The sequence below is a fragment of the Nitrosospira multiformis genome, assembly GCF_900111585.1.
GTDB lineage: Bacteria > Pseudomonadota > Gammaproteobacteria > Burkholderiales > Nitrosomonadaceae > Nitrosospira > Nitrosospira multiformis_B.
In genome coordinates this window covers 229,430-243,802 of the sequence record NZ_FOHI01000003.1, presented here as the reverse complement: position 1 = coordinate 243,802, position 14,373 = coordinate 229,430, and the positions used below count along the sequence as shown (strand labels likewise).

Here is a 14,373-nt window from a genome sequence, read left to right as displayed (position 1 = left end):
CTCCCCTGCTACTTGCTGTCCCGGAAAGCAGCTGCTTCCGCTTCCGGATCAAGCTTGGTTTCAGTCGATCCAGCGAAGGCATTGCCCTTGAATTGCGGTTCAGGAATATTGGATCGAATGGCGGAGGCAACTTTTCCGCCGGGGGTTTGCACTACGCGCCCGCCTTGCGAAGCAATGCCGCTCTTGACCGCTTCCATCCCTCTACGAGCGAGATGAGAGCCCATTTCAGCCACAAAGCGCGAAGGCGTGCCCATTGCCTGAGCTAGTCCGCCCAAGGGCGTGCTCTGCCTGGGCTGCTCTTCGGCGAACATGCCCATGCCGCCTTCCATGCTGGCGTGAGCCGCATCGAATGCGCCTTAATAGCGGATGCTCCCCCGGCCGCATTGGTGGCTGAAGCCATCATCATGCCAGTGGCGACCCCGGTCGCGGCTGCGGCAGTTGCAATTGCGGCACCTGCGCCAAGATTGCCTATTCCCCCCTGCCCCACTGCCGACAATGCTGCTTAGCATGGGCGGAATCTTGTCGACCAGCACAAGAAGAATGATGGACACGACCATCATTACCCCCATCTCCTTGAGGTTGAGGCCCATGCTCATGTGGCGGTAGTAATCATCCAGAAAGGTCTTGCCGATGCCAACCAGCAGAACCATGGCAAAGAGCGATATCGCAACCCCCAGGACAGTGCGGTAATAGTTGATCGCGATCTCCGAAGTCCAGCGCGAGCCACCGAATCCGAGGAAGAAAATGCCGGCGTAGGCCAGAATCCAGCCGGATACCAGGAGCAGCACCATGTTGATGCTGACCAGGGCCAGAATGATGAGGATTACCGCCGCCATGATGATCCCGGTCATGCTGTCGATTGGTAAGCGCAGCGTGGACTCATCCAGTGCTCGATAGAAGATATGAAAGCCAATATCGACGATGCCTGATGGGGAAAGCACATCACGCAGTCCACTAGCCTCGGAACCAATCTGCTTGAGCGAGGAAATGATCGAGGTGGCGAAAGCAGGCCCATTCATGAGCAACCACCAGAAGAAACCCGTAAAGACCGTGAAGCGGAGGAACTCGGCAAAGAACTCGCCTATATCAGCGCGGCGCAATGCCATCAGGCCAAATGTCCAGACCATGCTGATCGTCACCAGCAGCATCCAGAAAAGCCAGGATGCGCGTTCGGTAATGATTGTTGCCCACGCACTGGCTGCAGTCTGATAACGCGTGAGTATGTCTCCAGAACATTCGGCATTTCCGATTGCTGCCTGCGAATGCGACGAAGTAAGCATCAATCTCAGCAGTAATACCAGGGCGGCAGTTTCTAATGAAATCCGCTTTTTCATGCCATCACCAACTCTTTTTCTGGCTTGGCTTGTACCCTTCAGGTGAGCCTTTCGGACACTCCTTGAGCAAAGCCTCTTGTTTTTTAGGATCTGTCGTCCATGCCAACTCAGCGCAAGCTGGATTGGGCTCCTCCACCTTCTCCAGTCCTTTGGCAGAATTATGATACGCGTATATAAAAAATAAACAAAACCATACCTGCCTATTTATATATCATTGCAATTGAACTTTATTTTATGGATGAAGTCGAACAAGTACCTCTAAAAAAACAGGTATAACTAATTCATTTAAATATGAGGATATGACATTGGAGACTTATTGCAGATAATCAGACAAGATCCATATTCGATCTGATTATCTTTTCTGCCAGTCAAGTTTGGCTGAATCCTTAGACTGGTAGTTTTTGTTCTTAATTTTGATACCCCGGTGGGGTTCTTGATTATTTGCAAAAGGAGTTAGCGATGTCTGCAATTACACCTGAGACCATTGCAGTTGGTCACAAGAGGGAGAGCAGTGCGAGCAGTGCAGCATACGACATGTCGGAATGGTATGACTCCAGGTTCTACAAGCTGGGTCTGCTGCCGATACTGGGGATAGCGGTTTTCTGGGTCTGGTTTCAACGCACCTATGCCTATTCCCACGGGATGGACTCCATGGAGCCGGAGTTCGAGCAAATCTGGATGGAACTGTGGCGTTTCCAGATGATGCTCTGGCCAACCCTGGCCCTGATCGTCTGGGGCTGGATATGGAAGACGCGCGATACCCAGGAGCAACTGGCAAGCCTTACGGTGAAGAAGGAAATCAAGCGGTACTTCTATTTCCTGATGTGGCTTGGCGTGTATATGTTCGCCGTCTACTGGGGATCGAGCTTCTTCACCGAGCAGGATGCTTTCTGGCATCAGGTGATCATCCGCGACACGAGCTTCACACCCAGCCATATACCGCTGTTCTATGGGGCGTTCCCGATGTACATCATCATGGGCGTATCGACTTTCCTGTATGCAAGTACGCGCTTGCCGCTCTATAACAGGGGAACTTCGTTTCCGCTGCTGATGGCTATCGCAGGCCCGCTGATGAGCCTTCCGAACGTGGGCCTCAATGAGTGGGGGCATGCCTTCTGGTTCATGGAGGAACTCTTCAGCGCACCGTTGCACTGGGGCTTCGTGGTGCTGGCCTGGGCAGCCCTGTTCTCCGGGGGCATTGCCGTCCAGGTGATTGCACGGTTCTCCAACCTCATGGACGTGCAGTGGAACAAGCAAAGCCGGGTGATCCTGGATAACGTTATTTAAGTTTTAATCCAGTTGTAACTGCTGGCAGCACACCCATCCGCTTTCACAGGGATGGGGATTTCAGCAAGAACAGCATTACCGGAAGGTCTCCTGACGCCGCTTCCGTTCTTCCTCCAAAGCCAGGCAACCCGCCTCTGCGCTCTCGCCATCCCACTTATCGATTCAGTTTGCTTCCTCGGCTTCCAGGAACACTACCTCCCAGATATGGCCATCGATATCCTGAAATTTGAGGATTGAACGCGAAGCCAAGCCGGGTGAAAAAATCCATCGACTGGCCGAGATTCTTTACCGGCAGGTTTACGAATATTTTTCTGATCACTCTGCTCTCCGTTACAAGTCGATCGGCAAATGAAACATTGAAATTGCCGTTGATCATTGCTTAATTTCATCATCGGGAGGACGAGTATAACCCTGTTCCCGCTGAAGTACCCACCCTATGGATTCAAGCTGAAATGTCGGCAGCATAGCGCTCTTCGGTTAAAACTTCAGGCAGAAAGCGGCTTTCCGAAACATGACCTAGTGGTCGAAAAATCCAAAAACAGAAACTTTTGACACCCGTCAGAAAATATAGGACCATTGAGGGGGCACTAGAGTTAGTTGAGCACACTCTCATGCACTACTATATATGGTAGTCCACAGGTTTTCCACAGCATTTCCACAACACCTAAAATATCAGGGTTTGCCTAGGGATTCGGTACATTTCCCTTACAAATGAGGAGCATCCAGCATGCAGCTTTCCACAGATCAAACGTCCCGGCCGGCAATGGCAGGCTACGAATTTTCTTCGAACCCTCCCGGCCATGATCCGCGCTATTCCCAATACAAGATCATTCGTCGCAATGGCTCCGTGGCCGGATTCGAACCGAACAAAATCTCCATTGCCATGACGAAAGCGTTTCTCGCCGTCGAGGGCAGTCAGGGTGCAGCTTCGGCCAGGGTACGCGAAGTGGTGGCGCGCCTGACCGAAGATGTAGTGAATGCCTTGATGCGCCGCCAGCCCTCGGGTGGAACCTTTCATATCGAGGATATCCAGGATCAGGTGGAACTCGCATTGATGCGCTCGGGCGAGCACGATGTGGCGCGAGCCTATGTGCTGTACCGCGAGGATCGGGCGCGCAAGCGGGCGCAGCAAAAGGAAGTGGGTGCAGCGGAAGTGACCGGCAGTGTCTTGAACGTGCTCGAGGATGGGCGCCGGGTTCCGCTCGATACCGCGAGGCTGTTGGCGCTGATCGAGTCTTGTTGCGAAAGTCTGGGTGAAGCGGTCGATCCTGCGCTGATACTTAAAGCCACGCTCAAGGATTTATATGATGGAGTGCCGATGGAGGAAGTAAGGAAATCGGTAATCCTGTCGGCACGGGCGTTGCTGGAAAAAGAGCCGGCCTACAGCTACGTTACGGCGCGACTGCTGCTGCACTCGCTCCGCTTCGAGGTGCTGGGCGAGGAAATCGTGCAAAGGGAAATGGCTGGGCGCTATATGGAATATTTCCCGGCCTTCATAAAGCGCGGAATCGAAGCCGAACTGCTGGATGAGCGGCTGGCGCAGTTTGACCTGGCCCGGCTGGCACAAGCCCTCCATGCGGAGCGCGATCTTAAATTTGGCTATCTCGGTTTGCAAACCTTGTATGACCGTTATTTTCTCCATATACAGGAGCGCCGTATCGAGTTGCCTCAGGCATTTTTCATGCGGGTGGCAATGGGGCTTGCATTGAACGAAATCGATCGTGAAGCACGGGCGATAGAGTTCTACCATGTGCTGTCCAACTTTGATTTCATGAGTTCCACACCTACCCTGTTTAATTCCGGCACGCGCCGCTCGCAATTGTCTTCGTGCTATCTCACGACAGTGCCGGACGACCTGGATGGCATTTACGAGGGAATCAAGGAAAACGCATTGCTTGCCAAGTATGCCGGAGGACTGGGCAATGATTGGACGCGTGTGCGGGCAATGGGATCGCATATCAAGGGCACCAACGGCAAATCCCAGGGCGTAGTTCCCTTTCTCAAGGTGGTATCCGACACGGCCGTGGCGGTAAACCAGGGTGGTAAACGCAAGGGCGCCGTTTGTGCCTACCTCGAATCCTGGCACCTGGATATCGAGGAGTTTCTGGAACTGCGCAAGAATACCGGGGACGATCGCCGGCGCACGCATGACATGAACACGGCCACGTGGGTTCCCGACCTGTTCATGAAACGGGTAATGGAAGGGGGCGAATGGACGCTCTTTTCGCCTTCCGACGTGCCTGATCTGCACGAGAAGTATGGCAAGGCATTTGAGCAGGCTTATCTCGCCTATGAGGATAAGGTCGCGCGCGGCGAACTCGGCCTGTACAAGACGATACCCGCGATGCAGTTATGGCGCAAAATGCTGAGCATGCTGTTTGAAACCGGGCACCCCTGGATCACCTTCAAGGATGCCTGCAATATCCGCTCGCCGCAAAACCATATCGGCGTGGTGCACAGTTCCAATCTCTGCACCGAGATAACGCTGAATACCAATGATCAGGAAATCGCGGTATGCAACCTCGGCTCGATCAATCTGGCAGCCCACATCGATGATGCCGGAAAGCTTGACGCCGACAAGCTCAAGCGTACTGTCGGCCTCGCCATGCGCATGCTCGACAATGTGATCGATATCAATTTCTATGCCGTGGCCAAGGCACGCAACTCCAATCTCAGGCACCGGCCTGTCGGGCTGGGTATCATGGGTTTCCAGGATTGCCTGCACAAGATGCGCATTCCCTACGCTTCGGACGAGGCAGTGGAATTTGCGGACCGTACCATGGAAGCGATGGCCTACCATGCCTACTGGGCCTCGACCGAACTGGCCGAAGAGCGGGGACGTTATGCTTCCTATCGCGGCAGTCTGTGGGACCGCGGCATTCTGCCTCAGGATACGCTCGACCTGCTGCAGGAAGAACGCGGCGGATACATCGAGGCGGACAGATCATCGACGCTGGACTGGGAAGCGCTGCGCGAACGCATCAGAAACCATGGCATGCGTAACTCCAACTGCCTGGCAATAGCGCCCACCGCGACCATTTCGAACATTGTCGGCGTTTCTGCCAGCATCGAGCCAACCTTCAAGAATCTTTACGTCAAATCCAATTTGTCGGGAGAATTCACCATTGCCAACCAGTATCTGGTAAGCGACCTGAAAAAGCTTGGGCTATGGGACGAGGTCATGATTTCTGATATCAAGTATTTCGATGGGGCCCTGGGCAAGATAGATCGCGTACCCACCGATCTCCGCAGGCTTTATGCCACCGCCTTCGAGGTGGAACCCCAGTGGCTGATCGAAGCGGCAGCACGCAGGCAGAAATGGATAGATCAGTCCCAGTCCCTGAATATCTATATTGCGAGCGTCTCCGGCAAAAAGCTGGATGAAACCTACAAACTGGCCTGGGTGCGCGGCTTGAAGACGACCTACTATCTGCGCTCGCTCGGAGCGACGTCAGCAGAAAAATCTACGGTCCAGGCGGGCTCTTTGAATGCGGTACCCGCGGAAGGGAGCCTGCCAGCCATGAGTGCGGCAGTGCCAGCGACAGACGTGTCGTTCTGTTCCGTCGATGATCCGGAATGTGAATCATGCCAATAACAATTAAAATGTAATGTTAGGAGAAAGATATGTTGATATTCGAGGATGAAACCATGCCATCGGCGCCGCGGAGAAACGGCGATCCGGGATTGCTTGACGGAACCCGGGTGGGTGCTCAAGCAGCAAGCCGCCTTGCCGACACGAACGGGACCGAGGCAGAAGGTGACGTGGGCGATGTGGCTGGGTCGCGTGGAGGGAATGGCATGGGAGAAAAGGACTATTCCGCAGAGGACATTCATCGGCGCGTGTCGGTGGAAGACAAGCGCATCATCAATTGCAAGGCGGATGTCAACCAGCTGGTGCCTTTCAAGTACAAGTGGGCGTGGGAGAAGTATCTGGCGGCCTGCGCCAACCATTGGATGCCCCAGGAAATCAACATGAGCCGCGATATCGCTCTCTGGAAAGATCCGAACGGACTGACCGAGGATGAGCGGCGGATAGTCAAGCGCAACCTGGGCTTCTTCGTTACCGCGGATTCGCTCGCCGCCAACAACATCGTACTCGGCACTTACCGGCACATCACCAATCCGGAATGCCGCCAGTACTTGTTACGGCAGGCTTTTGAAGAAGCGATTCATACGCATGCCTATCAGTACATCGTCGAATCGCTGGGGCTGGACGAAGGCGAGATTTTCAACGCCTATCACGAAGTGAGATCCATCCGCGAGAAGGATGAATTTCTGATTCCCTTTATCGATACGCTCACTGATCCATCATTCAGGACGGGCACGCTCGAAGCGGATCAGAAACTGCTGAAAAGCCTGATCGTATTCGCCTGCATCATGGAAGGCCTGTTCTTTTATGTGGGTTTCATACAGATCCTGGCGCTGGGAAGGCAGAATAAGATGACGGGCTCGGCCGAGCAGTATCAATACATTCTGCGGGATGAATCCATGCACTGCAATTTCGGCATCGATGTCGTGAATCAGATCAAAATGGAAAACCCGCATTTGTGGACGAAAGAATTTCGCAGCGAAATCAGTGCTCTGATGCAAAAAGCAGTGGAACTGGAATACCGTTATGCCGAGGACACCATGCCGCGTGGCGTTCTGGGACTGAACGCGCCCATGTTCAAGGAATACCTGCGCTATATCGCCAACCGCCGCTGCCAGCAGATAGGTCTGGACATTCTCTATCCGGGAGCGAGCAACCCCTTCCCCTGGATGTCTGAAATGATCGACCTGAAAAAGGAAAAGAACTTTTTTGAAACACGCGTTACCGAGTATCAGACTGGCGGCGTGCTGAACTGGGACTGAACGACTAGAATAATAGTGAGGGGCAGCAGGCGCGTCACGAAGAGCCTGCCCACCCTCGCTCCCCCGCTGAAAACAACTCTTCGCATTTCGGGTTTTAGCATCGCCTGGCAGCAACCCTCGATTCCGAGGATTGATCGTCTGCCACATCGCATTCTGGCTTCCCTCAATCTCCCCGCACGGAATATCTGGCCGACCCGTTCAGGCTTGCATCAACAGGATGCTGCCATCAATACATTTTCCCTACGTCGATTATGATTATTTACGCTGGTAAAATTTTAAGGACGAGGTTAACATTGACTTTCATTCGAATCTCTATCTGATGGAGGTGGTAATGGCTCGTACAATTCCACAAGGGTCCCGCGACTACGACACCACGCGCGTTGTTGAACGGCCTGATGGTTTTTATTGGCATGACGAAAAAGAGGGTGACAGGGTATTCGGTCCCTTCCCCACCTTACTTGAAGCCATCCAGGATATGGAGTACAACGCCGACTCGGACTATGAACCGGGAGAGACTCTGGAGCAGGCCGAGGACGAGCTCGGCATATCCGACTGGATCGATCCTGAAACCGGTCAACCCGGCGAAGATTCCTTCCGGCTCGAAAACTGATCAGTATCCAGCTGATCTGGCACGTTCTCGTCGCAGCATGCTCCGGCGATTGGACGTGCTATTCTTCAGAATAAGTACGAATAAACTTTCTCTGAGTCGGTTTTCAATCTCTGCACCCGCTGGATTTCCGTGCGCGCGGGTCAAGCACGCGGTCTCTCCGCAGTTTCCCTTTCCGCCTGCTTTTATTTCCTGCCTGAGCCGGCGAATGTGCGCGCCCAGGTGTTTCTTATATGGCCGCCTGTCTTTCCTTGATCCAAGGCCGATATGAATTACCGTGATGAACGGGATACGATGGGCTCAATACAGGTGCCCGCGCATGCGCTGTGGGGCGCGCAGACCCAGCGTTCCTTGCAGAACTTCAGAATCTCAGGCGAACGCATGCCGCCTGCGCTGCTTCAAGCGCTGGCACTCGTGAAGCGTGCGGCGGCTGCCGTAAATCGTGAACTGGGTATCCTGGATGACGAGCACGCTACTGCCATCATCCAGGCTGCGGATGAGGTGATTGCAGGCAATCATGATGCAGAGTTTCCGCTGGTTGTATGGCAGACCGGTTCCGGAACCCAGACCAACATGAATATGAACGAGGTGCTGGCAAACCGCGCTTCTGAACTGCTGGGAGGCGGAAGAGGGCCGGATTGCAGGATTCATCCCAACGACGATGTAAACAAGGGGCAGTCATCCAATGATGTGTTTCCCTCTGCCATGCATGTGGCGGCCGCCTGCTCCCTCAATCATCAGTTGAAGCCTGGCATTGCTGCGTTGCGGCATACGCTGGCCACCAAGGCGGAGGCATTTTCAGGCATTGTCAAAATCGGTCGCACCCATTTGCAGGATGCTACTCCCCTCACCTTGGGACAGGAATTCTCGGGCTATGTTTCCCAACTGGACCACGGGCTGGAGCATGTCGACGCCGCGCTTCCGCATGTATATGAACTGGCTCTGGGAGGGACAGCGGTAGGCACCGGATTGAACGCTCATCCTGAGTTTGCGGTACGGGTCGCGGCGGAATTGGCAAGATTGACGGGCCTGCCGTTTGTAACAGCTCCCAACAAATTCGAAGCCCTCGCCGCCAATGATGCGCTCGTCCATGCGCACGGTTCGCTCAAGACCCTGGCAGCCTCGCTCATGAAAATCGCCAATGATATCCGCTGGCTTGCGTCGGGCCCGCGCTGCGGAATCGGCGAACTGAAAATTCCTGAAAACGAGCCGGGCAGCTCCATCATGCCGGGCAAAGTCAATCCGACGCAGTCAGAGGCGCTTACCATGCTGTGCTGCCAGGTGATGGGCAATGATGTCGCCGTCAATATGGGTGGCGCAATGGGGAATTTCGAGCTCAACGTCATGAAACCGCTTATCATCCATAATTTCCTGCAGAGCGTGCGCCTGCTAGCGGATGGTATGATAAGCTTCAACGAGCATTGCGCGATCGGAATCACCGCAAACATCGATCGCATAGACGAATTGCTGCGCAAATCGCTGATGCTGGTGACTGCACTCGCGCCCCACATCGGCTACGACAAGGCGGCTGAAATCGCGAAGAAAGCGCATCGCGAAGGCACTACGCTGGAACAGGCAGCCGTTGCAACCGGCTACATTACCATCGATCAATTTCAGGATTGGGTAAGACCGGAAGACATGATTCAGCCACAATGATCCTCGGGTTGAATAAGTGTTGCTGCTCCTGCGGCTTCTGCCATCAGGGTGAATGAGCTTGCTCCCGTCATCCTCACGGGCACCGAAAGTGGGTCTTGTCCTGACTGGAGGAGGCGCGCGCGCGGCCTATCAGGTGGGTGTTCTGCAGGCTATCGCGGCGATGCTGCCGAAGAGAACGCGCACCCCCTTTCCCGTAATTTGCGGCACATCCGCCGGCGCATTCAATGCCGCGGTTCTCGCCATCTCGGCCCGGAACTTTCAGGATGGTGTGCGACGCCTGTCGGCCGTATGGGAAAACGCGCATGTCAACCAAGCCTACCGGACAGACCCTTTCGGCGTATACGCAAATGCAGTACGCTGGCTCGCGTCTCTCCTGTTTGGCAGCCTGAAAAAGCAGGGGGCGACCTCCCTGCTCGACAACTCACCGCTTGCGCAACTGCTGGAAAACAGTCTGCCGCTTCAAGGCATTCAGAAGAGTATCGATACAGGCGCCTTGCATGCTCTCGGCATTACCGCCTGGGGCTATACCAGTGGACAATCGGTGACGTTCTATCAGGGTGCGGACAGCATACGGTCGTGGAAGCGGGAACGCCGCATCGGTGTCGCCGTCCCTATCGAAATTGAGCACCTGCTGGCCTCTTCCGCCATTCCGCTTCTTTTTCCAGCCGTGCATCTGAACCGCGAATACTTCGGAGACGGTTCAATGCGCCAGCTTGCGCCGTTGAGTCCCGCGCTGCATCTCGGGGCAGACCGTGTACTGGTGATTGGCGTGCGCAAGATAGAGGAAACGCAGCCTGAGCGTGTTAAGGTAGACACTTACCCCACGCTCGCACAGATCGGCGGCCATATCATGAGCAGTATTTTTCTCGACAACCTTTATGTCGACCTGGAACGGTTGCAGCGCATCAACCGGACCCTACGCATGATTCCCGAAGAAAACATGAGAAATCACGACATGCCGCTGCGCCAGATTCAGCACATGGTCATTTCCCCCAGTGTCGAATTCACTGAAATCGCGCAGCAGCACGCTGCCACCCTGCCGCATACCATCCGGCTTTTTTACCGGGCCATCGGCGCAATGAGACGCGATGGCTCCTCTCTCCTGAGCTATGTTCTGTTTGAAGAACCCTTCTGCCGCGCGCTCATCGATCTCGGCTATCAGGATACGCTGCCGCGCAAAGCCGAACTCTTGCGTTTTCTCAATGCGGCGCCAATCAATGGACCGACCCAAGCAGATTTATCCGACGCTGGTATAATCCGCAATCCAGTTCCGGGGATAGGCTGAACAGCCTGGTCGCTTCACCTGATTCCCTATTTTTCAGAGACTTCTTTATGGACCTTGCCAGTCCGCAATTCTGGATTGCCGTACTCCAGATTATCACCATTGATATCGTTCTGGGAGGCGATAATGCGGTGGTTATCGCGCTTGCATGTCGGCGGCTTCCCGAAAAGCAGCGAAATCTCGGCATTTTCTGGGGGGTGTTCGGCGCCATTGCGCTGCGGGTCGTGCTGATCTACTTCGCCTTCACCTTGATGGCAATTCCATTCCTGAAAATCGTGGCGGCACTGCTGCTATTGTGGATCGGCATCAAGTTGCTTCAACCCGAGCCCGAAGGGAACGGACATGAGATCAGCGCAAGCGCAACCTTGCTGGGCGCGATTAAAACCATCATTGTCGCCGACGCCATGATGAGCCTGGATAATGTGATTGCCATTGCCGGCGCCGCCAGGGACAGTGTCATTCTGGTGGTCTTTGGCCTGGTGGTGAGTGTGCCCATCATCGTTTGGGGCAGCAAGCTGGTAATGAGACTCATGGAAAAATTTCCCGTCACTATCTTCATCGGTGCGGGCTTGCTTGGCTGGATCGCGGGGCACATGAGCATTACCGACGCGGTCAGCAGGGAATGGGTAAATAACAACGCGGCTTTTCTGCACTGGGTCGCACCCGCGGCAGGCGCTCTGCTGATCGTGATCGTCGGGAAATGGCTTGCCGACAAGACTGGGGCAAAAAGAGTCGCGATTGTCGACCTGATGGACGATATAAACGATAAACCGCGTTCATAGGCGCAAATTAACTGCTATGAGGGAGAAAACATGCTGAAACTCCTGTTACCGGTAGATGGTTCAGCGGCGTCGGACAATGCAGTGGGGCAGTTCATCAAACTGGTTTCCTCATACAGGGAAACACCCGAAATACATTTGCTGAACGTGCAATTCCCCCTGCGCGGCAACGTGCCGATGTTCATAGACAGGAAGAGCATAGATCTGTATTACCAGGAAGAAGGTACGAAAGAACTGTCATCGGCGCGAGCATTGCTCGATCAGGCCGGGATCGGCTACCGGTTCCATGTCTCTTCAGGACATCCGCCAAACATCATTCTGCGTTATGCGGAAGAAATGAATTTCGATCAGATCGTGCTTGGCCCGCGTGGACTTGGAACGGTAAAAGGAATATTGCTGGGTTCGGTGGCCAGTAAGGTTATACAGCTTTCGACAATACCGGTGCTCCTGATCAAATAGGATGGCGGATATCAGGGGATAGTAATGCGTTTAACCAAGAAGGAGTTTTTTTAGAATGAAGCAGGATCAGAAGGGCCTAACCTTGATCGAGTCAATGATGGTAATTGCCCTCATTGGCATCCTGGCGACGATCGCTATCCCACCTGCATTTCGGCTCTATGAGGATTCCCAAGCCCGCGAACAGGTAACCGAAGCGCTCGATCTTCTCGGTAGCGTTAAATCTCCTGTTGCCGCGTTTTATTCGGATAAGGGAAGATGGCCTACCTCTGAAGAGTTCGACAACCTGGTGCCCACACGGACCGGAAAGTATGTCGCGAGCCTCACACCGGAATCCCGGGAAAAAGGTTTTGAGGTAATAGCAAAATTCAGGAATACCGGAGTGAGTCCGGGGCTGGTGACGGAGGGATCCGGTAGAACCCTGGTTCTGGCGACAGCAAACGGCAAGGAATGGTTCTGCAATGATAATACCGACCCTGTCTCCGGGATTCCCGACCTTGTCCCGGGTACTGTCCTCCCCCAGCACCGGCCGTCATCCTGCAAATAGGAGGGAGCCCGAAAAAGAGGATTTGCGGTCCACCTCGGCCACTTCGGCACTCATCAGGGGTTACAAACCTGGTCCAATAGTTCCTGGCAAGGTTGATTCGCTCCCAGTTACAGTCCCGGTTTACATCCTGCAATTACGCTGTGAGAGGCTTTGACCGCCAGAAGCTGAGCAGCGCTTCCCTGTCAAATTCACCCCTCGTTAATCTTTCCAGATTCGGAGATTCACGGGAGTTTCCATCTGTGACATTCAGTCCGATTGTCGGTTATCCCGAGGAGCCGGCAAAGCTGCTGCTGGAAAATCATGTCATGGAGCATTGACCCCCACCTTCCAAAGCATATAATCGTCGAATAGTCGTGCCCCATTTTAGGGCCGAGCCATACTTTTTCCGGGCTCACTACACTCCCACTTCTCTGAGCACTGGCATATCCGGCCAAGCTCACTCCGGAACCCGGAAGAAAAAGAAAAAGTGATACGCCCCGTTTTGGTACGTTTCTATAGCAATAAGATAACCGGAAAAATACATGAACGAACTTAGCGATCAAATATCTGCATACTTTTCTCACGTACCCATGTGGCCCCTGGTTTTGCTGGGCGCAGGAATTGTAGTAGCTGGTATTTATGAAATGTTCACCCGCAAACGTCGGACAGAGGCCGCTGAAGAATTCCGCTCTGCCATTTTATCCACTCTCTCGGGCCTGTATCCTGAACCTACCAACTGGCCGAGAAGTATCGATACTTATCTGCGGGCACGCTTGCCGGTCATGCATGAAATCATCGAGGACTTCAGATCGAATGTGCGGCAGCAGGATATCCCGGCCTATAACAGGGATTGGGATAATTACTATGAGTTCTGCCGCAATGAAATTAACGATGACAAATGTATTGCCGCGGAAACGAACCCGGGCAGGGAATCAGATCCGAAAAAAACTTTTCACCAGCTTGTCTCAAACCTTTTGCGTCATGCGGAATGAGGCGTGGACAATAATTTGTAAGGAACGGCCAGCGAGATTCCGAATACGATATGGGTAGCCAGGGTGATCCAGTCCCGTGCCACCGAAAACCAGGGAAAAATGAGGGTCATTCCGTACATATTCGTTACATAGATGATCAACCCGAAGATGGCGCCTGCCAGCATGGAAGTCACCATGCCAGGACGGGAAATGAGGGGCGCCAGAATCAGACCATAGGCAATGGAGAGCATGAAATGAATAAAGGTTGCGACGATCATGACTTTCCACTCGAATGTGGCGGGTGGCGGGAGGACAGCGGGACCCATTAGCATTGCCGCAGTCAGTCGGGCATCCCGGTAAAAAATGGAGGGGAGTGCATCAGTGAATACCCACCAGAGAACAAGCTGAGCACCGGTGGCAACGACACCAGCGATGATTCCGGCAGCAGCTGCCGCACCAGGATTGATGGACATTTCCGGTAGTGAGAAAAGGTTCTTCACAGTTTCACCGCTAAAAACGTATTCGTTCTACAATGATAGTAAAGTTCCCGGAGACTTGACCCTAAAGGTTCGGGGCCGGACAGTCCTTTTATGGGTGAACATAAAACGGACAAGCAGCCGCAGC

The 14,373-nt window shown here is 53.9% G+C and carries 14 protein-coding genes; 11 read left to right on the top strand and 3 right to left on the bottom strand.

Annotated features, from left to right (window positions below):
• Window positions 1-8: 8 nt before the first annotated feature.
• Window positions 9-317, bottom strand: coding sequence for a hypothetical protein (locus tag BMW46_RS15780; RefSeq protein ID WP_256376977.1), 309 nt, complete (start codon window positions 315-317; stop codon window positions 9-11).
• A 39-nt stretch (window positions 318-356) separates the two neighbouring features.
• Window positions 357-1,334 (bottom strand): P-type conjugative transfer protein TrbL, encoded by a 978-nt coding sequence (trbL, locus tag BMW46_RS06475; RefSeq protein WP_256376976.1) that lies wholly within the window; start codon window positions 1,332-1,334, stop codon window positions 357-359.
• A 459-nt stretch (window positions 1,335-1,793) separates the two neighbouring features.
• On the opposite strand from trbL, the gene BMW46_RS06470 reads away from it, so the two are divergent.
• The 11 genes from BMW46_RS06470 to BMW46_RS06420 all read left to right on the top strand — a co-directional run bounded on the left by BMW46_RS06470 (window position 1,794) and on the right by BMW46_RS06420 (window position 13,770).
• On the top strand, window positions 1,794-2,621 hold the full coding sequence (locus tag BMW46_RS06470; protein WP_074706237.1) for a methane monooxygenase/ammonia monooxygenase subunit C: 828 nt from the start codon (window positions 1,794-1,796) through the stop codon (window positions 2,619-2,621).
• A gap of 763 nt (window positions 2,622-3,384) precedes the next feature.
• Window positions 3,385-6,216 carry a ribonucleoside-diphosphate reductase subunit alpha gene (locus BMW46_RS06460; RefSeq protein WP_371113501.1) on the top strand — a complete coding sequence of 944 codons (2,832 nt, stop codon included), beginning with the start codon at window positions 3,385-3,387 and terminating at the stop codon, window positions 6,214-6,216.
• A gap of 29 nt (window positions 6,217-6,245) precedes the next feature.
• Window positions 6,246-7,472: a ribonucleotide-diphosphate reductase subunit beta gene (locus BMW46_RS06455; protein ID WP_074706232.1), complete on the top strand. Its 1,227-nt coding sequence runs from the start codon at window positions 6,246-6,248 to the stop codon at window positions 7,470-7,472.
• 331 nt (window positions 7,473-7,803) lie between these two features.
• The gene (locus BMW46_RS06450) at window positions 7,804-8,082 is read left to right on the top strand and encodes a hypothetical protein (RefSeq protein WP_074706230.1); all 279 of its coding nucleotides are present in this window, start codon (window positions 7,804-7,806) and stop codon (window positions 8,080-8,082) included.
• A gap of 264 nt (window positions 8,083-8,346) precedes the next feature.
• Window positions 8,347-9,735 (top strand): class II fumarate hydratase, encoded by a 1,389-nt coding sequence (gene fumC, locus BMW46_RS06445; protein ID WP_074706227.1) that lies wholly within the window; start codon window positions 8,347-8,349, stop codon window positions 9,733-9,735.
• Window positions 9,736-9,787: 52 nt separating this feature from the next.
• Window positions 9,788-11,020: a patatin-like phospholipase family protein gene (locus tag BMW46_RS06440; RefSeq protein ID WP_074706225.1), complete on the top strand. Its 1,233-nt coding sequence runs from the start codon at window positions 9,788-9,790 to the stop codon at window positions 11,018-11,020.
• A gap of 47 nt (window positions 11,021-11,067) precedes the next feature.
• Complete coding sequence (locus tag BMW46_RS06435) at window positions 11,068-11,799, top strand: TerC family protein (protein ID WP_074706222.1); 732 nt, start codon at window positions 11,068-11,070, stop codon at window positions 11,797-11,799.
• Between the two features lie 30 nt (window positions 11,800-11,829).
• Window positions 11,830-12,255 carry a universal stress protein gene (locus BMW46_RS06430; RefSeq protein WP_074706219.1) on the top strand — a complete coding sequence of 142 codons (426 nt, stop codon included), beginning with the start codon at window positions 11,830-11,832 and terminating at the stop codon, window positions 12,253-12,255.
• Window positions 12,256-12,310: 55 nt separating this feature from the next.
• Window positions 12,311-12,799, top strand: coding sequence for a pilin (locus tag BMW46_RS06425; RefSeq protein ID WP_074706216.1), 489 nt, complete (start codon window positions 12,311-12,313; stop codon window positions 12,797-12,799).
• A gap of 140 nt (window positions 12,800-12,939) precedes the next feature.
• Entirely contained in the window at window positions 12,940-13,116 is a 177-nt protein-coding gene (locus BMW46_RS15335; RefSeq protein WP_177171044.1) for a hypothetical protein, read from the top strand.
• 204 nt (window positions 13,117-13,320) lie between these two features.
• Window positions 13,321-13,770, top strand: a complete 450-nt coding sequence (locus BMW46_RS06420; protein WP_074706215.1) for a hypothetical protein — start codon at window positions 13,321-13,323, stop codon at window positions 13,768-13,770.
• On the opposite strand, the gene BMW46_RS06415 is transcribed toward BMW46_RS06420, so the two are convergent.
• On the bottom strand, window positions 13,758-14,249 hold the full coding sequence (locus BMW46_RS06415) for a sodium:proline symporter (protein ID WP_256376975.1): 492 nt from the start codon (window positions 14,247-14,249) through the stop codon (window positions 13,758-13,760). The genes BMW46_RS06420 and BMW46_RS06415 overlap by 13 nt on opposite strands.
• Between the last annotated feature and the right edge of the window lie 124 nt (window positions 14,250-14,373).

Coding starts and splice junctions, on each gene's coding strand:
- BMW46_RS15780 (WP_256376977.1), bottom strand. CDS start 317: ATGGGCATGTTCGCCGAAGAGCAGCCCAGGCAGAGCACGCCCTTGGGC.
- trbL (WP_256376976.1), bottom strand. CDS start 1,334: ATGAAAAAGCGGATTTCATTAGAAACTGCCGCCCTGGTATTACTGCTG.
- BMW46_RS06470 (WP_074706237.1), top strand. CDS start 1,794: ATGTCTGCAATTACACCTGAGACCATTGCAGTTGGTCACAAGAGGGAG.
- BMW46_RS06460 (WP_371113501.1), top strand. CDS start 3,385: ATGGCAGGCTACGAATTTTCTTCGAACCCTCCCGGCCATGATCCGCGC.
- BMW46_RS06455 (WP_074706232.1), top strand. CDS start 6,246: ATGTTGATATTCGAGGATGAAACCATGCCATCGGCGCCGCGGAGAAAC.
- BMW46_RS06450 (WP_074706230.1), top strand. CDS start 7,804: ATGGCTCGTACAATTCCACAAGGGTCCCGCGACTACGACACCACGCGC.
- fumC (WP_074706227.1), top strand. CDS start 8,347: ATGAATTACCGTGATGAACGGGATACGATGGGCTCAATACAGGTGCCC.
- BMW46_RS06440 (WP_074706225.1), top strand. CDS start 9,788: ATGAGCTTGCTCCCGTCATCCTCACGGGCACCGAAAGTGGGTCTTGTC.
- BMW46_RS06435 (WP_074706222.1), top strand. CDS start 11,068: ATGGACCTTGCCAGTCCGCAATTCTGGATTGCCGTACTCCAGATTATC.
- BMW46_RS06430 (WP_074706219.1), top strand. CDS start 11,830: ATGCTGAAACTCCTGTTACCGGTAGATGGTTCAGCGGCGTCGGACAAT.
- BMW46_RS06425 (WP_074706216.1), top strand. CDS start 12,311: ATGAAGCAGGATCAGAAGGGCCTAACCTTGATCGAGTCAATGATGGTA.
- BMW46_RS06420 (WP_074706215.1), top strand. CDS start 13,321: ATGAACGAACTTAGCGATCAAATATCTGCATACTTTTCTCACGTACCC.